This is a genomic window from Chryseotalea sanaruensis, from assembly GCF_003990915.1.
GTDB lineage: Bacteria > Bacteroidota > Bacteroidia > Cytophagales > Cyclobacteriaceae > Chryseotalea > Chryseotalea sanaruensis.
In genome coordinates, this window is the sequence record NZ_BHXQ01000003.1 from 220227 (window position 1) to 245629 (window position 25403).

The 25403-nt window shown below is 39.1% G+C and carries 21 protein-coding genes and 1 tRNA gene; 8 read left to right on the forward strand and 14 right to left on the reverse strand.

What is annotated here, in order from left to right; genetic code table 11:
• Window positions 1-95: 95 nt before the first annotated feature.
• The 3 genes from SanaruYs_RS08955 to SanaruYs_RS08965 all read right to left on the reverse strand — a co-directional run bounded on the left by SanaruYs_RS08955 (window position 96) and on the right by SanaruYs_RS08965 (window position 4421).
• The gene (locus tag SanaruYs_RS08955; RefSeq protein ID WP_127122215.1) at window positions 96-836 is read right to left on the reverse strand and encodes a hypothetical protein; all 741 of its coding nucleotides are present in this window, start codon (window positions 834-836) and stop codon (window positions 96-98) included.
• Window positions 837-1013: 177 nt separating this feature from the next.
• Entirely contained in the window at window positions 1014-2138 is a 1125-nt protein-coding gene (locus tag SanaruYs_RS08960; RefSeq protein WP_127122216.1) for a 2Fe-2S iron-sulfur cluster-binding protein, read from the reverse strand.
• A 27-nt stretch (window positions 2139-2165) separates the two neighbouring features.
• Window positions 2166-4421 (reverse strand): DUF5916 domain-containing protein, encoded by a 2256-nt coding sequence (locus SanaruYs_RS08965; RefSeq protein WP_127122217.1) that lies wholly within the window; start codon window positions 4419-4421, stop codon window positions 2166-2168.
• 105 nt (window positions 4422-4526) lie between these two features.
• Between SanaruYs_RS08965 and purB the strand changes: the two genes are divergently transcribed.
• Complete coding sequence (purB, locus tag SanaruYs_RS08970; protein ID WP_127122218.1) at window positions 4527-5870, forward strand: adenylosuccinate lyase; 1344 nt, start codon at window positions 4527-4529, stop codon at window positions 5868-5870.
• A 439-nt stretch (window positions 5871-6309) separates the two neighbouring features.
• Here the strand turns inward: purB and SanaruYs_RS08975 are convergent.
• Window positions 6310-6383, reverse strand: a tRNA-Arg gene (locus tag SanaruYs_RS08975).
• 134 nt (window positions 6384-6517) lie between these two features.
• On the opposite strand from SanaruYs_RS08975, the gene SanaruYs_RS08980 reads away from it, so the two are divergent.
• The gene (locus SanaruYs_RS08980) at window positions 6518-7222 is read left to right on the forward strand and encodes an outer membrane beta-barrel protein (RefSeq protein WP_127122219.1); all 705 of its coding nucleotides are present in this window, start codon (window positions 6518-6520) and stop codon (window positions 7220-7222) included.
• Here the strand turns inward: SanaruYs_RS08980 and SanaruYs_RS08985 are convergent.
• Window positions 7219-7704: a YkgJ family cysteine cluster protein gene (locus tag SanaruYs_RS08985; RefSeq protein ID WP_127122220.1), complete on the reverse strand. Its 486-nt coding sequence runs from the start codon at window positions 7702-7704 to the stop codon at window positions 7219-7221. The two genes, SanaruYs_RS08980 and SanaruYs_RS08985, sit on opposite strands and share 4 nt — an antisense overlap.
• Before the next feature lie 159 nt (window positions 7705-7863).
• On the opposite strand from SanaruYs_RS08985, the gene SanaruYs_RS08990 reads away from it, so the two are divergent.
• The gene (locus SanaruYs_RS08990) at window positions 7864-8997 is read left to right on the forward strand and encodes a glycosyltransferase family 4 protein (RefSeq protein ID WP_127122221.1); all 1134 of its coding nucleotides are present in this window, start codon (window positions 7864-7866) and stop codon (window positions 8995-8997) included.
• Between the two features lie 103 nt (window positions 8998-9100).
• On the opposite strand, the gene SanaruYs_RS08995 is transcribed toward SanaruYs_RS08990, so the two are convergent.
• Window positions 9101-9412: a DUF3817 domain-containing protein gene (locus tag SanaruYs_RS08995; protein ID WP_127122222.1), complete on the reverse strand. Its 312-nt coding sequence runs from the start codon at window positions 9410-9412 to the stop codon at window positions 9101-9103.
• 7 nt (window positions 9413-9419) lie between these two features.
• Window positions 9420-9578: a PhnA domain-containing protein gene (locus SanaruYs_RS20405; RefSeq protein ID WP_218022406.1), complete on the reverse strand. Its 159-nt coding sequence runs from the start codon at window positions 9576-9578 to the stop codon at window positions 9420-9422.
• A 393-nt stretch (window positions 9579-9971) separates the two neighbouring features.
• Here SanaruYs_RS20405 and SanaruYs_RS09005 point away from each other — a divergent pair, with 393 nt between their 5' ends.
• Complete coding sequence (locus tag SanaruYs_RS09005) at window positions 9972-11036, forward strand: 3-oxoacyl-ACP synthase III family protein (RefSeq protein ID WP_127122223.1); 1065 nt, start codon at window positions 9972-9974, stop codon at window positions 11034-11036.
• A gap of 130 nt (window positions 11037-11166) precedes the next feature.
• Here SanaruYs_RS09005 and SanaruYs_RS20330 read toward each other — a convergent pair whose 3' ends face one another.
• Both SanaruYs_RS20330 and SanaruYs_RS09015 read right to left on the reverse strand, forming a co-directional pair.
• The gene (locus tag SanaruYs_RS20330; RefSeq protein WP_127122224.1) at window positions 11167-11625 is read right to left on the reverse strand and encodes a cold-shock protein; all 459 of its coding nucleotides are present in this window, start codon (window positions 11623-11625) and stop codon (window positions 11167-11169) included.
• A 398-nt stretch (window positions 11626-12023) separates the two neighbouring features.
• On the reverse strand, window positions 12024-14465 hold the full coding sequence (locus tag SanaruYs_RS09015) for a TonB-dependent receptor (RefSeq protein ID WP_127122225.1): 2442 nt from the start codon (window positions 14463-14465) through the stop codon (window positions 12024-12026).
• A 125-nt stretch (window positions 14466-14590) separates the two neighbouring features.
• On the opposite strand from SanaruYs_RS09015, the gene SanaruYs_RS09020 reads away from it, so the two are divergent.
• Window positions 14591-15277, forward strand: coding sequence for a MarR family winged helix-turn-helix transcriptional regulator (locus SanaruYs_RS09020; RefSeq protein ID WP_127122226.1), 687 nt, complete (start codon window positions 14591-14593; stop codon window positions 15275-15277).
• A gap of 221 nt (window positions 15278-15498) precedes the next feature.
• On the opposite strand, the gene SanaruYs_RS09025 is transcribed toward SanaruYs_RS09020, so the two are convergent.
• The 4 genes from SanaruYs_RS09025 to SanaruYs_RS09040 form a co-directional block, all read right to left on the reverse strand.
• Entirely contained in the window at window positions 15499-16533 is a 1035-nt protein-coding gene (locus SanaruYs_RS09025; RefSeq protein WP_127122227.1) for a quinone-dependent dihydroorotate dehydrogenase, read from the reverse strand.
• Window positions 16534-16591: 58 nt separating this feature from the next.
• Complete coding sequence (gene xerD / locus SanaruYs_RS09030; RefSeq protein WP_127122228.1) at window positions 16592-17497, reverse strand: site-specific tyrosine recombinase XerD; 906 nt, start codon at window positions 17495-17497, stop codon at window positions 16592-16594.
• Window positions 17498-17575: 78 nt separating this feature from the next.
• Window positions 17576-18016 carry a hypothetical protein gene (locus SanaruYs_RS09035; RefSeq protein ID WP_127122229.1) on the reverse strand — a complete coding sequence of 147 codons (441 nt, stop codon included), beginning with the start codon at window positions 18014-18016 and terminating at the stop codon, window positions 17576-17578.
• 95 nt (window positions 18017-18111) lie between these two features.
• A complete protein-coding gene (locus tag SanaruYs_RS09040) occupies window positions 18112-18798 on the reverse strand; it encodes an SIR2 family NAD-dependent protein deacylase (protein ID WP_127122230.1) in 687 nt (228 codons plus the stop codon).
• Window positions 18799-19344: 546 nt separating this feature from the next.
• On the opposite strand from SanaruYs_RS09040, the gene gldC reads away from it, so the two are divergent.
• The 3 genes from gldC to SanaruYs_RS09055 all read left to right on the forward strand — a co-directional run bounded on the left by gldC (window position 19345) and on the right by SanaruYs_RS09055 (window position 24390).
• A complete protein-coding gene (gene gldC / locus SanaruYs_RS09045) occupies window positions 19345-19683 on the forward strand; it encodes a gliding motility protein GldC (protein ID WP_127122231.1) in 339 nt (112 codons plus the stop codon).
• Window positions 19684-19835: 152 nt separating this feature from the next.
• A complete protein-coding gene (locus SanaruYs_RS09050; protein WP_127122232.1) occupies window positions 19836-22829 on the forward strand; it encodes a TonB-dependent receptor in 2994 nt (997 codons plus the stop codon).
• Window positions 22830-22848: 19 nt separating this feature from the next.
• Complete coding sequence (locus tag SanaruYs_RS09055) at window positions 22849-24390, forward strand: SGNH/GDSL hydrolase family protein (protein ID WP_127122233.1); 1542 nt, start codon at window positions 22849-22851, stop codon at window positions 24388-24390.
• A gap of 149 nt (window positions 24391-24539) precedes the next feature.
• Here the strand turns inward: SanaruYs_RS09055 and SanaruYs_RS09060 are convergent, their stop codons facing one another.
• Window positions 24540-25361 carry a flavin reductase family protein gene (locus SanaruYs_RS09060; protein WP_127122234.1) on the reverse strand — a complete coding sequence of 274 codons (822 nt, stop codon included), beginning with the start codon at window positions 25359-25361 and terminating at the stop codon, window positions 24540-24542.
• Window positions 25362-25403 lie beyond the last annotated feature (42 nt).

Here is a 25403-nt window from a genome sequence, read left to right on the forward strand (position 1 = left end):
ATTGGTATAACTCATAATTGAAAAATAAGGTTCGCATAAAAAAAGCAGGTCATTCATTTTGAATAACCTGCTCCTGATAAGTTTAAGTACAAAACTTATTTCACGTTAGTAGAAAGCTTAGCAATAATCACTTCTTTAGCCTCGCGGTGGCGGCAATAAGTGCAGCGATAGTGCTTTAACAATAAACCGGTTTCGTTTGGTGTTGGCTTAACCTCAATTTCTTCGTTTACAATTTTCAATGTAAAGAAACCACACTCTGAACATTCTTCAGCGTGTTGGTATGCCATATACTTTTCAATTTTCTTGTAGCCACTTTTCTCGTCAATCCACACATCATAATCAACAGAATGTATTTCACTCGACTCCTGATCAATCTGATCCTGGTCTAAGTGCACATCTTCTTCTGCTTCTGTAAGCTTACGCATAGCATTGCCAGCAGGAGAAACACGGGGTTTATTTCTGATTCTTTGTAAACGTCTTTCAACAACGCGCGGATAAAGAATGCGCACCAAACTTGATAGAGAAACATAGGCCAATGCAGCAAAACCAATGGTATAAAATACACGTACTGCGACTCCGGTAATGCCCTGCACATCGAATACATTGGCGACCATGGCATTGGTATATAAAGCAACACCCACTATTAAGGCAATTACAGCATACCAGAAATACTGTATCTCATGAAGGTTTACATAATCGTATTTTTCCTTCAAATCCTTTAGCAGCAGGAGTCGTAATTCGTGATATAAAAGAATAAGAATGGCGATGGCAAAACTGACATAGGCGCCAAGAATAATAAATTTATCCCAGGATTGGTAAATTTCTGTGCTTTCCATAGATGACGGTTTGGTTGATGAAGGGAAGTTAGTAAGTTTTCCCAACAAAAACTACAATCAAACCACTGGGAATGTCTTAAGACCCACCACCAACGCCTAATGCCGCTTGGCATTACACGTCAATGATAACCTCCAAGCCACCAAAAGTTTACTTAGTCAAATCAGTAGGTCAATCTACTAACCAATCTCAATCACAACATCATCTGACATAGGGTGGCCAACGCAAGTCAACACATAACCTTCAGCTCTTTCTGATTGTGACAGGCCTTCTTCTTCATCTAATTTAACCTGACCACTAAGCGCTTTACCTCGGCAGGCAGTGCACAAACCACTCTGACAAGAATAAGGTAAATCTACACCCTGATCTAAGGCGCTCGCCAAAATTGTATCCGATGGCTTCACTGTTATTTTGTGCTCCATGCCATCATAGCGAATTACTACCTCTCTTGTTTTTGCTTCACTGGCCGTAGTTGCTATAGCCTCATTCTTCGTGTCTTTATCGATGGTGCCTTGTACAAAACTCTCTTTAAATATTTTATCCTTGGCAATTTTATGCTGCTCTAATAATGAATCAACATTCTTCATCATCCCTTCCGGGCCACACATCAGGTAGGTAGTCTTATCCATGCCCCAATTAGGTATGCGCTCAAATAATTTTTTAAGCATGTCATGGTTTAATAAACCAGAGTAACCCTGCCAATTCATAGGGGCGTTATCCAGTACATGTATTACATGTAAGCGTCCTTCGTACTTCGTTTCCCACTTGCTCAGCTCATCTTTAAAAATAATGCTATCAATATCTCTGTTACAATAAATTAATGATACAATGCTTTCAGGTTCTTGTGTAAGCAAACTTTTAATTATAGATAACATTGGGGTAATGCCTGAACCACCAGCAAACATAACAACATGGCGTTTTTTATCTGAGGCATAGTCAGTAGTAAATTGCCCCATGGGTTCCATGATCTTAACGCTTTGCCCCTCTTTAAGATTATCGGGTAGCCAGTTACTCATCAACCCATTGTCTACACGCTTTACAGCTACAGCCAAATCATCATCGGTAAAGGGTGAGGAGCATAACGAATAGGCACGTCTTACTTCTTTACCTGCTATGGGAATAATTAATGTTAAAAATTGGCCCGACTTATATGCTATTTTTTTATCCCTGGGTTGTTCAAACCAAATGGAGATGGCATCTTTTGTCTCTTTCACCACACGCTTCACTTTCAGGTCATAATAATGTGGACCACTGTGTTGCTCTTCTTTCTTTGATTCGGATTTTTTGAAAAAACTAAAGGCCATTTTGTATGAATTAGAAAATGAAAAATTTTAAAGATTAAACCAATAGGTGAGTTTTAAAACCAATGCCCTGTTTTTACTCAGCAGGCCTTCTGGAAAATAATTCTCAGTATATACAACAAAGAAATCGGAGGCTGGTTTAAAACGCCATTGAAATCTTGCGTTCAGATTGATATTGTCAAATCTACTGTTGTATTGTACAAAAGTAGTAAGGAATAATTTATCTGTGAAAGTAAAGTCAAGTCTTGGGCTTAGAAGCACAAAAACTGCGCTTCCGTATGGCTGACCCAGTTTTATATCGTTATAGTCTGCCGAAAGGGCAATACTACCAAATGGCTGCACCCTGTAACGCAGTGCAGCATTCACATTTACGCGCTCACCGCTGTAATATGTGCCATATAATACACCGGCATCCCAGTTAAAGAGTTTACGTGTATCTGAATTAAAGCCAAAAGCTAACTCGTACCAGGTATATTCTTCACCTGACTGAAAAGCAATTTCTTGTTTTGGAAAAAGGGGATTAAAAGATCCGGGTAATACCTGAAAAATACGAGAATAGGATATGCCTAAACCCGAAGTATTAGAAAATGACATTCCAAAATCTGCAGAGAAAGTTTGATCAGTTACTTTACCATCGGGTGTCATGGTAAAATTGTAACCATAGCTGGGACGAAAATTTATAATACGCGTTGACTTAGGATAAATAGGATTTTCTACCCTAAAAAAACCATTAGCATAACCAGGGTACACCTGCATAAGTGGCACATAACCTGATTCCGCGTTATAATTTTTACCGAGATTTTCATGGCCAGCATATACTGTGAGGTTGCGACTAAAATACCCTACAAATGCACCGAAGGCATAGTTATCGCTTTCAGTAAAATTATCGAGTGATTTAAAAAAGTATACGTCACTATTCCATCGATTAGTTTTGGTAAATAAATTAAAGTCACCACCAATTACTCTATTGTATTTATTAAATGTTAAGGTTGTGTCACCATTCTCAACCTTGTTACGAAGTACTGAGGTATTATAATATCGGTTTGAATCGTACTTATCTAAACCAAGTGATTGTTTATTGATAAAAACCAAATCGAAATTAGATCTTTTAAAAATCTGGCGTTGTACAACAGCAACAGTATAATTTTGATCAGGCAAGCCCAATTTTTTCTCTTCTCTGGTTTGTAAATTCATTACACCAATGCGCCAACCAGGACCAAGCTTACCGCTCAGGCGTGCACCATATACAATCGGCACCTTGGCTAAATTACCAAGCGTGTCTTGTGCAAGGCCTATACGTCTTGAGAAAAAAGGTCTGGTCTCTCCAAAACCAGGCGTAGAAAATAAATCAGTGTTCTCTAAAAAGAATTGTCTACGTTCGGGGAAATTAACTTCAAAACGTGTAAGGTTAATTACTTGTCTGTCAACTTCTACATTAGAGAAATCAGGGTTAACGGTGAGGTCTAAGTTGAGCGAAGGCGTGACGCCAATTTTAGCATCAAAACCAAAATTTAATCCATAGTCAGAAGGTTCAGTTGCTGCTTTATTCGCCTCTGTAGTAAGGTAAGGTATAAGAGATACGTTCATACCTGGTTTAGGTAAGGGCTGCTCCCAAATAATGCGTCCGGTATTTTGAAAAGAGGCAGGCATATATTGTACTGGCGTTGCAATCCAGCTTGACACCTGGTTGCGTGCTACATCATTACGCAGCACATTAAAATTCCACTCATCGATATTATATCGAATTGATTTAAAAGGTATTGCAATTTCAGCTACCCACTTATCTTCATAACGCTTTACAGCAGAGTACCATTTGTTATCCCAAAAAGATGAATAATCTCCATCGCTTATACCCGCATTGGCCACTGTGCCCTCGCGCTGCACACCATAAGGAGTTATGTTAAAATAGAAACCGTTAGTAAAGTCGTTGTAAGTGTTCAGATAAATACCTACGTTATCATTTGGACCATAGTCAAAATCTCTTCTGAGCGATTCTACAATAGGTTCTCGCGCTTCAGACATACATTCAAAGCCCACATATAAAAAATCATCATCGAAGGTTATGTAAAAAAAAGTAGGGTTTGTCGGTGCGATAGAGTCTATGGGTCTGGCCACCCAAAAGTCCTTACCCTTTTGCGATGATTGCCAGCTCTCTTCGGTCAGTTCCCCGTCTATTTTGATGGTTTCTTTGGCCTTTTTTACTAAAAACTCGATACCTGCAGCATTTTTCTGGGCATAAACAGTAAATGAGATCAAAAAAAGTGCCGTCAAGAGTTTCAATTTCATAGGCCGCAAAGCTATAAAAAGTGGCATTCAGCACCCTACCGAACATAGCCTTTTATAACCTGTACTAAACGATTTTTATTACTTTTGTCCCTTAACGTATAAAACGTGCAACTCAATCAGCTTACAGCCATTTCGCCTATAGACGGCCGCTATTTTAACAATACCCAGGCTCTTGCCCCTTACTTTTCAGAATTTGGTCTAATCCGCTACCGGGTATTGGTAGAAATAGAATACTTTATCAGCTTAACAGGCGTGCTACACGAATTGGAGAGCTTTCCGGCCCGTGACCTTGAAAAACTTCGACTGATCCACAAAAATTTTTCTGAAGCTGATGCTTTGGCCATCAAACAAATTGAAGCCACAACTAACCACGATGTTAAAGCGGTAGAGTATTTTATTAAGCAAAAGTTTGATGAACTAGGGCTTGCCGATTTTAAAGAGTTCATACATTTTGGTCTTACTTCGCAAGACATTAACAATACTTCTATTCCGCTTTCGCTGAAGGAGTTTATGGATAAAGAATTATTACCTGCCATAAATGCTTTTGTTGAAAAACTATCTGCTAAAAGCCTGGAGTGGAAAGATGTTGCTATGCTGGCACGTACACATGGACAACCTGCCTCTCCTACTCGTTTAGGAAAAGAAATTAGTGTATTCGTAGCGAGAATCAATAAGCAATTAGAGTTACTGAAAACTGTTCCACATTCAGCGAAGTTTGGTGGTGCTACAGGTAATTTCAATGCACACCATATTGCCTATCCAGAAGTAGACTGGAAAAAATTCAGTAATGAATTTGTAAGCCACAGACTAGGATTGGTCAGAAGTCATCCTACAACACAGATAGAACATTATGATAATCTGGCAGCCATCTTCGATAATTTGAAACGCATTAACACCGTGTTGATAGATTTCAGTCGCGATGTGTGGCAATATGTAGCCATGAATTATTTCAAACAGAAAATAAAGGCAGGTGAAATTGGTAGCTCTGCCATGCCACATAAAGTAAATCCTATCGATTTTGAAAATGCTGAAGGCAATTTAGGTTTTGCTAATGCCATTTTTGAACACCTGTCTGCCAAGCTTCCAATCTCACGCCTGCAACGCGACTTAACAGATTCAACTGTATTGCGTAACATAGGAGTACCATTGGCACACACTTATCTCTCTATTAAATCGCTGCAACGCGGTATTGATAAACTGGAATTAAATAAAGCGGCTATCGATGCAGATTTAGAAGACAACTGGGCGGTGGTAGCAGAGGCTATACAAACTGTATTGCGTAAAGAAGGATATCCGAATCCTTATGAAGCGTTAAAGGATTTGACACGCAAGAATGAAAAAATCACTCAAGCTTCTATCAGCACTTTTATTGATGGCTTAGCGGTTAAGGAAGAGTTAAAGAAAAAGTTGAAAGCGATTACTCCTTATAATTATACAGGGATAGAGTAAGCTTGCCATTTCAACGTGGTCGGTGAAAACCCAAAGCGCTGTTCGAGATGTTTTCAGCGATTTTAAAAATTGATTTTGGTTCAACAACAGCGATCGGTCAGACCGCTTCTTGTTATTGTATACAGCGGTCAGACCGGTTGTTATAGCTGTTGTACAGTTTAGCGCAGCGTATCTCGAACTACAAATAACCGGATTTTAAATCCGGTTCATGAAAAGTTCCAGATGCCCTTCGGAACATCTGGAACAGCGAAAAAATTCTTTTATGTATCCTAAATAAAAAAGCCCATTACAAATTAATGTAACTGGCTCATTATCAAGTGCACTCGCAGGGATTACTCGTACGCACGACCATGCCGCACAGCCCCTCGTCATCCCACCCAATTATTACAACAGATTTATTAAACAAAAAACCCCTCACATAAGTAAGGGGCTTCGTTAGTGCACTCGCAGGGATTCAAACCCCGAACCTTCTGATCCGTAGTCAGATGCTCTATTCAATTGAGCTACGAGTGCGGGTTCCAAACAGTTGTTTAACTGAATCGGGTTGCAAAAATAAAGAATAATTTATCTCTCGCAACATCGTTATTTGGGTTGCCCCATAAAAAAACTATTTTTGAATCTTGTTTAGAACATTCGATCGGTAAATCATGAAGAAATCATTGCTTTCAGGCCTTTTTGCCTTACTTACTTTGGCCGCATTTGCTCAAAATAATGCAAAAACTTCCAAAGGACGTCCCAATATCCCAGGCACTTTCTTAGTTGAGATAGGCGTTAACAGAGCTTTAAACGCATCCGACACCTTTAATATAGGTCTTTGGGGTTCAAGAAGTCTGAATCTATATTACCAGCATGACATTAAAATTCCAATTTTAAAAGGTAAGTTTTCTTTTCATCCAGGCTTAGGCTTTAGTATGGAGCGCTATAAGTTTAAGGATGCACTTGTGTTGGAGTATGATGCAAATGAAGAGTTGCAAATGCAAAGGTTAGGTATACCTGTATTGAAATCCCAGTTTATCGCTAACTACATCGATGCACCCCTGGAGTTACGATTCAGCGCAAATCCTGATGACCAAGCCAGAACTTTTAAAACTTCTATTGGATTCAGACCTGGCTTTCGCATTAGCTCATTTACTAAGGTGAAATACGAGGAGAATGGCGAAACCAAACAATTCAAGAGCAAACAAAGATGGAACTTGAATGATTTTCGCTATGGCGTTTATGCTCGTATCGGAGTTGGTAACGTAAACCTATTCGGATATTATAACCTTTCAACCAATTTCAAGGAAGGTGAAGGTATTCAAGGTAAGGACATCAACACCCTAACAATAGGTCTTTCCCTAGGTGGTTTTTAAACACCAACTTTCTTAAGTCTCTCTACTATTTCAAATACAGCCGGACACACAAGGGTATTCTTGTGTGTTAGCTCCATTATTTGCACCATTTTTTTGCGATCTGTATGCGGATATTCACGACATGCCTTGGGTCTACTCTCATAAATGGTGCAATGATTATCCTCACCTAAAAAGGTACAGGGTGAGGATTGAAGTACGTAATCTTTATCTGCATCTATTCTCAAGTATTGCTCAACAAAATCTCCCGGCTTAATGCGGAGGTATTTGGCTGCGCGTTCTATATCTACCGGGTAAAAAATAGGGCTGGTCGTTTTACAGCAATTAGCACATGCCAGACAGTCGGTTTCCTCAAATACAGCTTCATGTAGTTCGTGAAAAGCTATATCTACTTTTCGGATGTCTTTCTTCTTCAGGCCAGTAAGAAATTTTTTGTTCTCATCACTCAGCTTTTTAGAACGATGGAAAAAATATTGCAAATCCATAGCTCAAAGCTAAACAATGCAGCTATCACTCAGCATGAAAATGATTCCACTTTTGGGAATATTTCCTTTCTGGATAGGAAAAAAAATCGATGAAATGCCGAAAATGACCTTTAAATCGCTCAGGACTGATTTATGCGTAAGTAGGAAAAACATTGAAGTGTGAGAGTTGCTATTGTTATTAATACGTCATGGAATATCTACAATTTTCGAATGAATTTTGTAAAAGCGCTTTTGGAGCAAGGCCATGAGGTGCACACTATTGCCCCAGAGGATGATTACACAAAACTTTTGACAGCGGTGGGATGTAACCATCACAATGTCTACATGGATAGCAGAGGTGCCAGTCCTTTAAAAGATTTTGCCCTGATGCTGGAGTTGACCATGCTTTACAAAAAAGTAAAACCAGATGTAATTCTTCATTATACAATCAAACCTAACGTGTATGGTTCAATGGCCGCTGCATTGGCAGGAATACCAGCAATTAACAATGTCTGTGGGTTAGGAACTGTTTTTTTGAAAGAAGGACTAGTGTCTAAAATTGCAAAGTTCTTATACAAGATTTCCTTTCGTTTCCCTAAAAAAGTGTTTTTCCAAAACCCGGATGACCTTCAGCTTTTTCTAGACAAGGCAATAATAAGAGATGACAAAACAGAATTACTTCCTGGGTCTGGTATAGATCTTAATCAATTTGAACCGCAGCCATTTAAACGCAACAACACATTTACTTTTCTTGTGGTGTCAAGAATACTTTTCGATAAAGGCATCATTGAATATATTGAAGCTATTAAAATATTAAAAGCCAAGGGCGTAAATGCAAAGTTCCAATTACTTGGTGGTAAAGATCCTGAACATAAAAGAGGAATTCCATTGGTTGATATTGATAATTGGATATCGCAGGGACTTATTGATTACTTGGGTAAAACGAGTGATGTACGTCCATATCTAAGTGCTGCTGATTGTGTTGTATTGCCTTCTTATCGTGAAGGGTCACCGCGCTCGTTAATGGAAGCTGCTGCTATGAGTAAGCCAATAGTTACCACTAATGTTCCTGGTTGTAATCAGGTTGTAGTAGGCGGATTTAATGGTTTACTCTGCGAATCACACAATCCTGAAGATCTGGCGGATAAAATGCTGCAAATGATGGAGTTCTCTGATGTTTCACTACAATTAATGGGTGAATGCGGTCGTAGAAAAATGGAGTTGGAGTTTAGTGATACAATTATTGTTGACCGTTATACAAGCGTGATGAAAAAGGTTGAACATGATGCAGTAGCAAAACTAATGGTGAGTTAAAGGTACCCGAATACAAAAGTTCTGAATACTTTAATAACCGGTACTCAAAATTCAATTCGCGTTCATCAATGATTAGCGCATACTAATCATAACTGTAATAATTCTACTTTTTTGATTTACGGAACAACTGACGATCCATATAAAAAGTACCAAAGGGTAAAAGGCTTGAGAGGAAAACAAGAATTATTTTAAGTAGTCCCCATCTAAAGTGAATAACCATTTCGGTTAAGCTGATACAAAAGCCAACGAAAAGAACACCATGTAACATACCTACAATGCGAACAGCCATTGGCAAATCTGCAAGGTACTTAAGTGGCATGGCTATAAATAAAAGGATGATATAAGACCATCCCTCAATGTTAGCTATAAGTCTGAATCGCTTTTGTGCAGGTGAAGAAGCTATTTCTGAATACATGGTCGAATCAGGCTTTATTAGAAAACGCTTTTCTTAACACCATGGTATCACGTTTGATCACACCAGAAAAACCGCTTACTTCTAAATCCTTTATAACAGTTACTGAATTACTGTCTTGTAGCACTGTGCTGTTGCTGTCTCTTACGTCCATAGTGAAATTATTCATTTGGCAGCAAAGCAACGAAATTTTAAAGAATGAGAAAATCAAAATTTAATTTGATTAAACGTCTACTTATAGCGCTACAGCGGTTGTAAATCCCTTTTCGTGATTTTGAGTAACACATCTCAACAATTTTAAAAACAATAACCAATTAGTAATTAGAAGAATAAAATGTAAGGTGTGTAAAGTGAAGTAATAACATAGATGAATAAAGGTTACTCAATCACATATCACTATCGTTCGTTAGGCTTAAATTAAACATGATAATTATCACCTAACGGCTGTTACTCTTTTCAAAGAATCTATCTTTGCACCACTGCATATAAGATACTGATGCTTAACTGTTGCAGATTTTTTTATTGCAGGACGTAATTACTTTTTAAAATTTTACCCTGTTTAATGTACACATCTGTTATTATAGGTACTGGTTCCTTTATACCTGAAATCGAAATATCAAACGCTGATTTTTTACAACATACCTTTTACGAGAAGGCCGGAGAACCTTCTTCAAAAAGTAATCAAAGTATCATTGATAAATTTTCAGAGATTACTGGTATTAAAGCAAGGCGCTATGCTAAACCAGATCAAAATGCATCAGATCTTGGAACGCTTGCAGCACAGGCAGCTATTACCAATGCACAAATTGATAAAGAAAGTATCGATTATATTATTGTTGCACATAATTTTGGTGACGTACGATATAACAGTAATCAAACTGATATACTCCCTTCACTTGCCTCTAGAATTAAAGCAAAGCTGCACATAGAAAATCCGGATTGCGTTGCTTATGATGTACCCTTTGGTTGTCCGGGTTGGGTAGAGATTTTTATTCAAGCCAACTATTATATACGTTCAGGTGATGCAAAGCGCTGCCTGATAATTGGTGCCGACACTTTATCGCGTATGCTTGATCCGCATGATCGTGACTCGATGATCTATAGCGATGGCGCTGGTGCTGTTATTATTGAAGCACGGCCAAACAAAAGCAAAGGCCTGCTATCGCACAAGACACAGACGTATGCCTCTCAACATGCGTACTTACTTACGCTTGGCGAATCTTACGCAGACAACTCGAAGAAAGAATTATACATTAAAATGAATGGCAGGCGTGTATACGAGTTTGCCATAAGCCATGTACCAATGGCCATAAAAGTTGCACTCGATAAAGCTGGTGTAGCATTGAAGGATGTTAAAAAAATCCTGATTCATCAGGCAAACGAAAAAATGGATGAAGCCATTGTACTTCGATTGTATAAACTCTTTGACATAAATGAAGTACCAAAGGGTATTATGCCAATGACCATCGGTTGGTTAGGTAATAGTTCAGTCGCAACCATTCCTACCATGCTTGATCTAATTCTCAATGATAAAATGCCTGATCAAAAAATAAATGAAGGCGATATAGTCATTTTCGCCTCTGTAGGTGCGGGTATGAATATTAATGCCATTGTTTACCAATTCTAGGTAGACACACAATGCTTTTGTGTCTACCAGACGCGAGCATCGGGTGGTAACATGAGCATCGTGTGGATACGCGAACATCGCGTGGATACGCGTACATCTAGTGGATACGCGAACATCGCGTATTTACAAATTAAGGCGTAACCTTTACGCGTACTGCGTTTAAGCCTTTAAGTCCACGCTCTACTTCAAAAGTAACTTTGTCGTTTTCTTTGATTGGTCCAGTAAGTGCGTTGATGTGCACAAAAATGCTTTCCTGACTTTGTAAGTCTTTAATGAAACCGTAACCTTTAGAGTCGTTAAAGAAAGTAACCTTTCCTTTGCGAATGGCATCAGCCGGATCAAGTTCTACATTATTACGTGCTCCCAACACAATGTCCTCTTCACGAATAATTGTTTTTTTCTTGGTAGGATCTGGGGGAGTAGATGTAATGTTACCATTCTCATCCACATAGGCCAACATTTCATCGAGGTTGTTGCCATCTTTTGCATTGGCTTTACGATCCTCTTTACGTTGTTCTTTTTCTTTTCTTTTTTGAAGTTTTTTCTTCTCTGCTTCTTTTTTGCTAAAGGTCTCTTGTGATCTTGCCATACTTAATTTTGATGTTCCACTTTATTTTTAATGTTTTCCTTGCAGATGAGATGGGAGTCGGGAGATAATTCCCTCAAATAAAGAAAGGAACTGCAAGGTACTTGAATTAAGTGATTATTGCTAAAGCAAAAATGCCATAACCGCCCTCCACAACATCTAAACCACAGGATTTTCTTAAAATTTTCACTTTTGACTTTAAAAATCAATTAAGAATCTTTCTAAACCCCGACAAGGTGTTTAATGCAAACCATTTTAGTACGCCTAACCTTTTCATAACTCAACCTGCATTGAACAGGCCTAAACTTATACCTAAGTATTAACAGTCCGACTGTCTTCTTTATAAAAAGCAACAGCCGGACGGATTTTAAGCAAGGGCAGGGTTAGCTAAATCGCTAATTTTAAAACTCAATAATAAAGCCAATGGTTGGTACAAAGAAGGGCGAATCGTCATCCAACAATAATGGAATTGCATTTGAGCCATCCTGTTTTACCCGTAAACCATCAGTAGTAGTATAGCTGCCATCCGTATTTCGTTCAAAAGTATATTCTGCAGCCTGCGGGGTAGCACTACGGAATGCATTCTGTACATCCAGGTACAAATCGAAAGTGAACTGTTTATAATTCCATTTTTTATCTACCCGTAAGTCTACTTGGTTAAAAGCATTAAGTCGTTGCGTGTTGAGTAATGCCAAATCACGTACACCTACCCCCTGGCTTAGGTAATTAGCTCGCGAAGCTTCCAGATCAAAAGGTGTGTATGGTGCCCCACCTGCGTAACGAAATTTGAGTCCCAATTCCCAGCCCTTCTTTAACTTTTTACCTAGCAGTGCTGAAACAAGATGTTGGTTATCCCATGACGAAGGAACAAATACACCATTAGTTCCAGCAAATTCGCTTTTGTAATAAGTGTAGGCCAACACATAGAACAAACTTTTAGTAAGCTTCTTCTGTGCGAAAAGTTCAATGCCCAAGCTTCTTCCCTCTCCAGTGCTTGTTACCGCTTCATTACCAATAGCACCAAAGCTCGCCCCTTCATTAGCCAATGAAATACCACGGCTGATTGAAACAGGATAATTGCTGTATGATTTGTAAAAGCCTTCCAATGTAAATCGTAAACTCTCGTTCGGTAAAAATTCTACACCACCTACATAATGGTCTGACTGTATGTATTTGTTGCTGCGATTTATGTAATCACCCTGCGTATTTTGGTAACCTAGTACGGTATAAATTGGTATTTTGTAATAACTACCAACCGAAGCATTTACATTCCACTGGTTGTTGATAGCGTAGGATAAAGAAACCCTTGGCGATAATGTTTCTAATGGATTGTTACCATCATCGGTGAAGCTGTTCATATCGGTACGCACACCACCCGATACGCTAAAGCGATTATTAAAAAATGAACGGGTAGTTTGGAAAAAGGCACCATATTTCAAAAAATCTAATTCAGTATTGAAATCAAGCAGAATTTGTGGTTGAATCAAATTGTCACTTTCATCTCTTAATTCTTTTTGTAAAACGCTAAAAACATCATTCTTAAATTGAACATATTGAAACATTGCCCCGTAAGCATACTTCCACGCACCAATAGATTTGTTAACGTCTATTCGTAATTTATTTTCAATTTCATCGGAACGCGTTTTGAGGGTACGCAAGGATTCATCTCCATTGTTGCCATCTTCAAACTTATCAAGTCTGTTGTCTAAATAATTTCTACTAACCGAAACATTCAAATAACCATTGTTGAGTAAATGCTTTAAGGCAAAACCTAGGGTATAGCTATTCTGGTTGATAAAAGGATTAGATCGCAGCGTGTATTCTTTTTCGGGTGTACTTTCTTTTGGAACAGCAAAACTGAATTCATCAATGGCACCGATGCCAATAGCTGTTAGTGATGTTTTAGCATTAAACTTATGGGTAACCTTATATTGAAAATCCCAATAGCTGGGACGAATCGGTAAATCGATCAGTTTAAAAAAGGCCTGTAAATAAGACCTGCGTGCTGAAGCTAGAAAAGTGGTTTTAGATGAGATCGGACCATCAAATGTAGTAGCCAACTCTGTTCCACTTAAACGAATGTTACCTTGAATTCTTTCTGAATTACCATCGCGTTGTTTAAACTGAAATACAGATGATAACGGATTATCGTAGCGCGCATTGAAAGCACTTGTGCTTAAAGTAACATCTTCAATAAAGGAGACATTGAGAATACCTTGTGGCCCACCGGAACTACCCTGCGTAGTAAAGTGATTGATAATGGGTACCTCAATACCATCGAGGTAAAAAACATTTTCATTTGGCGCTCCACCACGTATAATAATATCGTTACGCACCGTACCACCCGTTCCTCCACCAACACCGGGTAGCGATTGTATTACCCGCGATATATCAAAATTACCGCCCGGATTACTCTTGATTTCTTCTGTTGAGAGTTTTTGGATAGACAAGGGTGTTTCCAATGTTGCCACGGCTGCGGTCTTGCCAGCCTTCACCACTATTTCGTTTAGTGTGGTTAATTCTTCCTGTAGCTCAAAGTTGATAATGGCAATGTTACCAGAGGTGAGTACGACATTATACTTTTTCACCTCGCGATAACCCACAAAAGTAGCTTTTAGCGTATAGCTACCCGTTGGTGCTGTTAGCTTATAGTTGCCTTCAATATCTGAAGAGGTGCCAATAATCGGGTTGCTGCCTTCAATAACAACGGAAACACCAATTAGTGCCTCCTGCGTGTTAGCATCCTTGATCTTACCTGAAATTGTTCCGCTTTGTGCCGATGCTATATCGGTTAAGCTTAAGAGAAGCAGAAAACTTACTGCTATGCCTAGTATGTTTTTCATGTATTTGAAATTAAATAGGATGCAAACATATTAAACGGATTATAATTTTAAAATGAAAACATTTCAATAAAATTTAAAATACTGATTTACAGATATTTAAAAATAAATATTTATGAAAATTTAAAATGTTATCATTTTATTTGATACCTTTAGATATTGAAATGAGTCATCAACCTTCCATATTACCGTTAGTAGAACAATGGGAAGCATTTGTGAAAGCAAAGGCAGGAACAACTGTTGATGACTTTGCTAAATGGATTTTACTTAAAGAAAAACCTGAATCAATACCCACAAAAAACACAACACCTTTCTATGACCCTTTGTTACAAGAGGCGCAGTTGCAGGGCGATTATCCTGCCATTCCTACCAGTCAGGGTTTGGCTATACACATTGTAATACGTTTGTTTAAAGCGATACGCTTCTACTTTAAGCCTACTTTGCAAAAGCATGGCTTTAAAAGCCTTGAGGAGTTTTTGTTTTTAGCCACACTTAGTTGGAAAAACAATATCAGCAAGAAGACTTTATGCAGAACCAACATGACTGACATACCTACGGGTATCGATATCATTAAAAGATTGATTCAACAGGGTTTGGTAGGTGAGCAGGAGAATCCGGAAGATAAGCGGGAAAAACTATTACTGGCAACCGATTTGGGTAAACAGAAGTTGTTTCAACTTTTCTCAGATCCTGAAGGATCAGCTGATGTTATGGCTGACATGAACACTGAAGAACGCTTGATCTTTATGAGAATGATCGATCGACTTAACAACTTTCATACGAAAGTATATCACCAACAGATTGATGATAGATAGAGAATGACGCTGAGGAATTAGGTAACCAATGCCGTTTAGTTAAGCCTTTTTTATTGCCTCACCTCCAGTCCTCTCCAAAGGAGTGGATGACTAAGAGAGCTTAACTAAATGACATTGAATTAGATAATTACAGAGAAGACCAACTTCCTTATTGCTGCTATGATGAAAAGCGGGAGACAGGAAAATAATTAACAACAGAAAGCAGCGATTCTATTTTCTTTTCAAAGAATCTTAATCAACTCTTTATTGATTCGTTTTACAAAGCTTGGCCCCTCATAAATAAAACCTGTGTACACTTGAATCAGATCTGCGCCTGCTTTCAATTTATCAATGGCATCTTGTGGTGTCATAATACCACCAACAGCAATAATTGGATAAGTGGGTCCAAAATTTTTTCTTAAATAAGCAATTACTTCAGTCGACCGTTGTGTCAGCGGCTTACCACTTAAACCACCTGCTCCCATCGCCTCCACTTCGGCAGCAGAAGTGCTCAATCCTTCTCTGGATATAGTGGTATTAGTTGCTATGATGCCATCTGTATTAGTTTCCTTCAAAATCTCAATTACATCATTCAACTGACTTTCTGTAAGATCCGGAGCGATTTTAAGCAATACTGGCTTGGGTGTGGACTTTGCGAGGCTCAAACCCTTTACATAAGATAATAGCTTTCGTAAAGGTTCCTTTTCTTGCAACTCTCGTAAACCAGGAGTATTCGGAGAACTCACATTGATTACAAAATAATCGACATGTGCATAAAGTTGTTCAAAACAATAAGCATAATCATCTAATGCATTCTCATTAGGTGTTATTTTATTCTTACCAATATTACCTCCGACAATAATTTTAGAAGATCGTTTCTTCAAACGTTCTACAGCTTCAGCAACACCTCCATTATTAAAACCCATGCGATTAATAATGGCCTGATCTTTAGGCAAACGAAACAAGCGCGGCTTATCATTACCGGGTTGTGCTTTAGGCGTAAGCGTACCAATCTCTATAAAACCAAAACCAAAAGCGGCCAGTTCATCAATCAATTTGGCGTCCTTATCAAAACCTGCTGCTAGTCCAACAGGATTTTTAAACGTAATACCAAAGACCGTGCGCTCCAGTTTTGTATTCTCATAGTTAAATAAGCTGGAAACAATTGCTTTAAAACCAGGCACTTTTCCTTTTAAGGTGAGTAGACGAAATGTAAAATGATGAACGTTCTCAGGATCGAAAAGGAAGAGAATGGGGCGGATGAACTGCTTATACATTGCACAAATATAAGAATGATGATTCCTTAATTGTCAATTGTCAATTGATAATTGAGAATTAGCTCCTAGGATGAAACTGCTGAACCACACTGCGTAAATAATCTCTGTCCAAATGCGTGTAGATTTCTGTTGTGGTGATTGATTCATGCCCCAGCATTTCCTGCACAGCGCGCAAATCGGCACCTCCTTCAATCAGATGGGTTGCAAATGAATGCCTGAACGTGTGCGGACTGATTGTCTTCTTTAGACCAATGGCTGCAACCAGATTTTTAATAATTGTAAAGATCATAACACGACTAAGTTTCTTGCCCCGTCTATTGAGGAATACGTGTCCTTCAAAACCTTTTTGCACAGGTATTGATGGTCTTATTTGTTGTATGTAAATATTTAAATATTTAGTAGCATCCTGGCCAATTGGCACCAGTCTTTCTTTATTGCCTTTACCGATTACACGCACGAAGCCAACACCTTTTTCTTCCATGTATAAATTATTGATCTTCAACTCCACACATTCTGAAACACGCAATCCACAACTGTACAATACTTCTAATATGGCACGGTTGCGCTGGCCTTCGGGTGTGGACAGATCAATGGCCGCGAACAATTTATCAATTTCTTCTACGCTAAGTGTGTCTGGCAGCTTGCGACCAAGTTTAGGACCCTCCAACAAAGCAGTGGGGTCATCGTTGATTAATTCTTCTGCAATCAGGAATTTATAAAAGGCTTTTATACCAGAAAGAATACGCGCCTGACTGTACGCACTCATACCTAATTCGGAAATGTATTGGATGAAAGCTTGCAATTGAGGATAGCTTAACTTCAATGCCGAAGTGTTCGGATAAGTCATTTCAGTAAACTGTGCCAGTTTTTCGACATCGCGACTGTAGGCTTCAATAGAATTTGAGGAAAGAGATCGTTCCAGCTTCAGGTAAGTTTCAAATTGCTTGATATAGCTAGTCCACATATGCCAAAGCAAGGTAGAACAGAGGCGCAATACTTGCTAAGCATTATAAAAAAATTAACCGACCCTATTTAAATACAATTACTCTTCACAGTTAACAGTTACGCGTTCGTAAGTAAGCCCAGGGCCATCGCATGCCTGCCAGGTTCCAAACATTTTACCATTAACTAAACGTAATGTTTCCTTTGCTTCGGCATAACAAGAACCAATAATCTCATTCGGGGAATCGTAGGTGAATTCTACATACTGTTCATCTTCAATTTTAACAAATGCATATCGTCCTGAGGCCACCATTTTTTTGTCTGTCTTCCTTACTTTTGTGAAAGTTGAATCAGGTTGTAATGTGTAATACTCTTGCCAGCTCATGTCTTCACCTTTTTGTGGTGGAACATCAGACATGTTGCCGGCCATTTCAATCAACTGCCATTTTACCATACAAGGGCTTTCATTATTTTGTTGAGCATTAAAACAGCCTGAAAGTAAAAAACCAATTAACCCGATTACAAGGCAAAATCTTTTCATTATTAATATGGGTTTAATCTCATTCGGTTATTAGACAAGATTAGGTATTAAATAGTTGTAAGGAAGTGATGAACAATCCTTAAGAAAACATCAAATCAGTTTGTAAGTAAGATTTCTTTCACCTTGGCCAAGCCTGTGCTTGCGGTCTCTTCAAAACTTTGCAGATAAGGAATAGCAGGCAAGTCAGGCAACTTAGGATCAACTATAAACTTACTTGCTTCATAGGGAACATACCTGACTAAGCCAGCCGCAGGATACACTTGTAGTGAGGTACCTACTACCATAAATATATCTGCACCGGCTGCATGCCGTATCGCTTCATCCATCATGGGTACTGCCTCACCAAACCAAACAATGTTAGGTCGAAGCTGAGAACCTTTACTGCATATTTCACCAATATTTAATTCACTGCTATTAATTGGGTAGACTAGGGTCTCATCCACAGAACTTCTGGATTCGAACAATGAACCATGTAGATGTATGACATTCTTCGACCCTGCTCTTTCGTGCAGATTATCAACATTTTGCGTAACAACGGTAACCTCGAAATGCATTTCTAACTCAGCCAGAATCTCATGGCCTCGATTTGGCTTGACATCAAGCGCTTTTTTCCTGCGCTGATTGTAGAACTCCAGCACTAAAGCCTGATTTCGTTGCCAGGCTTCCGGGGTGGCTACATCTTCAATCCGATGATTCTCCCATAAACCATCGTTGGCACGAAAAGTAGGAATACCACTTTCAGCACTAATACCTGCACCGGTTAGTACGACTAATTTTTTCATAACTATTAGTGGGCAGTTTAGTGTTGTAGGCTTAATTTCGAATCTAACCTTTTGATTATCAGAGGTAATAAAAAAATCCACTCAGTTTGGTGAGGTGTTTCTGAACCCCAGAAAAGACAAGTTTTGAGCTGCCTACAGCCGCAATCTTCTTCTGTTAACCTGCTTTTTGGGCGAGGTCCCGACTAGTCGGGATGAGGCCTGATTTTGTCTGCTAGCTTCGCTCGGTATTGTATAAATTGTTAGGTTCAGCAAACGTGTCCCAAACCCGAGTGGACTTAGGGCAAAGGTAAAAAACTATATACTAGAACGAACATTAATTCGCAGAGAAATACAGTAATACATGGTTGGAATTTCATTTCTATTTTTGGAATAGAAACAAGAAAAAAACCCGATTGTGAGCCGGATAAAATTGATTTTCTTTGCGGAAATGTGGTTCAACATGGTTGTTGGTTATTGGTTGGTCGGGACACTTATCCAATATGTCACCCATCTATTCTAACGAACAACCATCAACTAACAACTAACAACCATCAACTAACAACTACTATGAGAAAAACACAGATATCCTTCGCTATAGAGCTCGATAACAATAATGTGCCTGAAAAAATCATGTGGGATGCCACAGATAAACCCGAAGCAGGCCTTAGCGAGACAAAATCCATTAGTGTTGCCCTATGGGACCACAAGCAAAAGAACACCTTGCGTATAGATCTATGGAGCAAGGATATGCCCGTAAATGAAATGAAGCGTTTCTATGTTGACTGCATTGGCGGATTGGCGCAAAGTGTATTAGGCGCTACGGGCGATGAGGTTATGAGTACCGAAATGAACGCACTCTGCGAGCGCCTTGTGAAGCATTTGGAAGAAGAAGCCAAAAAAGGTTAAAACTTAAATTTATTCGGCAAGACGAATATTTCCGCAATCGATTTCTTGTTTTTTGCCAAATTTTCGTACTTTTCAAATTAATAAGTGTTGCCTTTTCTTCGGATTATGGTGCCTTTTGCGATTTTTTATTTCAACAAACCTTAAATGACCGTATGACAAATTTCTACAAACGTTTGCTGATGCCATTAGCCCTGCTTTTAATGGCTGCAACGATCAGTTATGCCCAGACCACCGTTTCTGGTGTTGTAAAGGATGGTGGCACTGGCGAAAATTTAGCAGGTGTTAATATCGTTGTGAAGGGCCGGGTTGTCGGCACCATCACAAGTGCAGATGGCAAGTTCAGCTTTAAAGTGAATGATCAACCTCCCTTTACCCTGAGCTTTTCATTTATTGGATACAGAAGCCAGGAGTTAGAGATTACTGATGCCACTAAAGCATCTGGAATAAATATCTCTCTGGAGGAACAGACTTTACTTGGTCAAGAGGTGGTAATTTCTGCTTCTCGCGCTGAGGAAAGCATCATGCTGTCACCAGTCTCCATCGAAAAAATGGATATCCTTTCCGTACAATCCACACCCTCAGAAAACTACTACAAAGGGTTGGTGAATATGAAAGGCCTTGATATGACGCAAAGTAGTATCAACTTTCAAATTATAAACGCACGCGGTTTTAACTCAACAGGTAATACGCGTTTTGTACAGTTAACAGATGGTATGGACACCCAGGCTCCTGCCTTAAACTTCCCCATTGGTAACTTGAATGGCCCCTCTGAACTTGATGTAGAGAGCGTTGAATTTTTACCAGGAGCTTCATCAGCTTTGTATGGCCCAAATGCTTTTAACGGTATTCTACTGGTAAATAGCAAAAGCCCATTTGAGTATCAAGGTCTTAGTGCGCTTGCTAAGTATAGCATGAACCATATTGATGGTGCTTCTACTCTTGATAATGCAGGTGCAAGTGGTCCTATTGGCCCAACTTCTGCACAGCCAATGTTTGAAGGTGCATTGCGTTATGCTAAAGCTTTCAATAACAAATTCGCATTTAAAGTTGCACTATCTTACAGTCAGGCTACTGACTGGTATGGCACAAACTTAAAGGACAAAAACACTCAGACACAAGGAAATCTTAGCTTCAACCCAGGTGCCGACAGAGTACATGCATACGGAGATGAGGTGGCTAATAGTTTAGGACTTGTAAAACTATCTCTGGCACCGGCTCTTGCCAGTACACCACTAAATCCATTTGTTCAATGGCTGCCTGATCAGGTTGTATCAAGAACACCTTATGAAGAACAATATTTAGTTGACTACAATGCTAAAAACCTTAAGGCCAACATCGGACTTAATTACAGGATTAATGATAATGTTGAGTTAGTCTATTTATTAAACTATGGAGCCGGTACTTCAGTGTATACTGGTGCACAACGCTACTCATTGAAAGACTTTAACATCCAGCAACATAAATTAGAATTAAAAGGATCTAACTTCTTTGTAAGAGGTTACACTACAATAGAAGATTCTGGTGATTCATATATCGCTGACTTAACTGGTATTAAGATTAATGATCAATGGAAATCGAACTCTAATTGGTTCAGAGACTATTCAATTGGTTACCTAACACAACTTGCGGGTTTAGCGGGCGCAGGCCAATATAATCCTGCTGTAGCACCCACAACAGCTCAGCAAGAACTTGCGCACATTGCAGCAAGACAATATGCAGATTACACAGATACAGATGGACCCGGTGATTTTGGAACTCGTTTAATACCAGGTACACCTGAGTTCGAGGAAGCCAAAAGAACTGCTCAAAGCAAAACCATACCTGAAGGTTCATTATTCAATGACCAAACTAAATTGTACCACTTCGAAGGTCAATACAACTTCAAAAACCAAATCAAGTTTATGGAGTTGATGATTGGTGCCAGCTATCGCTTGTACGACCTAAACTCTAACGGAACCATTTTTGCCGATACTGCAGGTAATGACATTACTATTCAAGAGATGGGTGCTTATCTGCAAGGCTCAAAGAAAATTCTTAATGATAAGTTAAAACTTACAGGATCTGTTCGTTGGGATAAAAACGAAAACTTTGATGCCCAGATCAATCCAAGAATTTCTGCAGTTTATTCAATCAATAGCGAAAATAACTTCAGAGCATCTTATCAAACAGGTTTCAGAATGCCTACCACACAAAACCAGCATATTGATTTGAATGCTGTTAGTTCTCGCTTGATAGGCGGTTTACCAGAATATGCTGCTGCTCGCAATGTTTTGCAATATGCTTATGATTTAAGATCAGTAGTTGCCTATACAGCAGCTGTTGCGGCTAACAATGCTAATCCTACTGCAATTGGTGCTCCGGCAAATCTTGCATTGCTACGCCCCATCAGTACAATAGACCCTGTAAGACCAGAACAAGTTCAGTCTTTAGAGCTTGGATATAAGAGTTTATTAGGAAAGAATTTGTTGTTGGATGTTGTCTACTATCAAAACACTTACAATGATTTCATCGCAGCACAATTTGTACGTAAAGCCTCAGGTGTTATTGATATCTCAAACATGATTACAGATCCAAATAATCCTGCTTACGTAACATACAACTTCGATCCTCGTACAGAGCAAAACATCAGAAATGCTCAAACTTTACTTACTCCAATAACCACTATTGGTCGTGAAAACACTTTCTCAATTCCTACCAATGTTGATAGAAAATTAACAGCAAGAGGTTTTGCGATAGGCCTGGATTATAGCTTGCCAAAGGGATATAAATTAGGAGGTAACTACAACTGGAACAAACTTGATGATGCTGCTCAACTTGCAGCTGATGGATTCCTTGCAGAGTTTAATACACCAGAGAACAAATTCAATTTAAGTTTTGGTAATAGAAAACTTACTGAAAAACTTGGCTTCAATGTAGCTTATCGTTGGCAAGATGAATTCTTATGGGAATCATCTTTTGCACAAGGCTTAGTGCCTGCATTTGCAACAGTTGACGCACAAATTAGCTACCGTGTAAAGGAAATGAAGTCAATTGTTAAACTTGGTGCCTCTAACATTGGTAATCAACGCTATGTCATGAATTATGGTGGACCAACCATTGGCGGCATCTACTATATCTCAGTCACCTTTGATCAGTTGATGAAATAATCATAGAACGAAAAATATTATGAGAAATAAATTATTGATATTCGGATTTGCCACATTATTTGTAGCATCCTGTACTTACGACTTCCCAGAATCAACTGAGCCAACAACAGGAAGTGCTGATTTTACTAAAATGGTTTCAGTTGGTAACTCACTAACTGCTGGTTACATGGATGGAGCACTTTATGCAACAAGCCAGGCAAACTCCTTCCCTTCCATTTTGGCAAGTCAGGCTGCTCTACTTGGTGGTGGCAGTTTTACCCAGCCCACTGTAACATCAGCTAATGGATGTTTCAATCCTGCTGGCGGCTGTACACAAGGCAGGTTAGTACTAAAATTGAATTTAACGACAGGCGCTGCTGCTCCTGCTCCTACTACTGGTGATGGTGGTGCTGTTTTTGCCCCATACACTGGTTCTAAAACTGATTTAAATAACTGGGGGGTTCCAGGCGTTACTATTCAAACTGCGCAAACACCTTTATTAGGCGGACCCTCGACTGCTAATCCTTTTTTCAGTCCTTACTATGCAAGGATTGCTTCTAACGCAGGAACCTCAACACTTGTAGGTGATGCCGCAGCATCTTTGGCAAATGGTGGTACTTTCTTCACTTTTTGGTTAGGTAACAACGATGTATTGGGTTATGCAACGGGTGGCGCGTCCAATCCAAGCATACTAACCAGTCAACCGGTATTTACCGCTGCTTTTACAGCTGCTATTAATACCATGTTAACTGCTAAGGCTGATGCAAAAGGTGCCGTTGCAAACATTCCCAACGTAACTAGTATACCATACTTCACAACAATACCTGTGAATCCGGTAACACTTCCTGCTGCTAATGCAACAGCACTTAACTCAAATTTTGGTGGCTTCAATGCAACCCTTGATGCATTTAAAGGTGCCCCATTTAATATTCCAGCTGCCGAAATGGATGGCAGAAAGATTGTATTTTCTGCTGGTGCCGGTAATCGCGTAATTCTTAATGATGAAACAGCAAGAGATCTAGGCCCTCTTTGGGATATGCTAGTGGGTGCAAGTCAAATGACCCCTGAACAAAGAGCCAGTTTAGAGCCTTATCGCTTTGCGAGACAAGCAAAATTGACCACAACTGAGGTTGTAGGCGATTTAATCGTTCTACCTGCAGCTTCTTTTATTGGTACAACAGTTGGCGGTAATCCTTTACTGGTAAATGGTGTATCCATACCTTTAGCTGACAACTGGGTGTTAATCCCTTCAGAACAGACAGAGGTTCAAAACTCAATTGATGGTTTTAATACAACTATTGCGAATGTTGTTCAGGCTAACGCAGAACGATTGGTTTTAATTGATGCTAACAAAGCACTTCGTGATGTGAGAGCTGGTATTGTAACCATTAGTGGATCATCATTAACTGCCAGCATAACTCCTCCATTTGGTGCATTCTCTTTAGATGGTGTGCATCCAAATCCAAGAGGTTCTGCTTACATAGCCAATGTTTTCATTCAAGCTATTAATAGCAAGTGGGGAGCTAAGATTCCATTGTGTAACCCAAATGATTTCATTGGTAATGCTTTACCAACACCTTAATCATTTAGTGATATATAAAATTAAAAGAGGGTATCGATTTGATACCCTCTTTTAATTTATAGACATCTTACACAAGTAAGTAGAAATGAGAATGAAGTATAAATTTATACGTTAAGCCAGTAATAGTAATTTCACTTAAAGTATTCTCACTACTCTTTTAGTGCTTCCCAGGCTTCGCCAATTTTTTTATCTTTTAAAAGTAATTGGGCAGCTCGATGCTTTGCCAAGTCATTTGAATATTCTGCTTGATTATTGCAGGATTCAACATTTGCCAACATGCCCAAATCATTACCCGTAAGCACTGTGCTTTTTCTAATAACCTCTGGTATTTGATCTATCCCAATTCCAATTTTTTCGAGTGGTTTGAGTACGGTGAATAATGCCTCACCATTGGCACGACAATACCAATCTCCCCCCATGCGGGCTACTGCATCTAATTTAAATGGATCAATTTTACCTTCTGTATCCAATATTTCATCTTTAATGTGCGCCAGTATCACTTCACAGATCACAAGATTACCGGCTCCACCATCGAGCCCTGTAGGAATTACCTGTAGTACTTTACACTCAAAAGCAACCGGTGCCTCTCCTACTCTTGGAGGTTTTACCTTAGATGATGCAACTGGTGTTAATCCAGCCTTTATAAATTCATTAACTCCTTTTTTATACTCCGTACTTGCCAACGACATCTGCTGTACCAAATCATAATTAACAATATTGATAACTACTTCTGGTACTTCTAATACATTCTCATATGTGTGTTTAGTGGTATTATCTCTACCTCTGCGTGCCGGAGAAAAAATAATGATGGGTGGATTGGCACCAAAACAATTGAAGAAACTAAAAGGACTCAAATTTACATTTCCTTCTTTATCTATAGTGCTTGCAAAAGCTATTGGACGTGGAGCAATAGCACCCAGTAAGTAGCTGTGCATTTTGCCTACGGTAACTTCTTTAGGATCTATTATCATTTTTTTGTTGGTAGTTGATCGTTGGTGGTTGGTGGTGGTCAG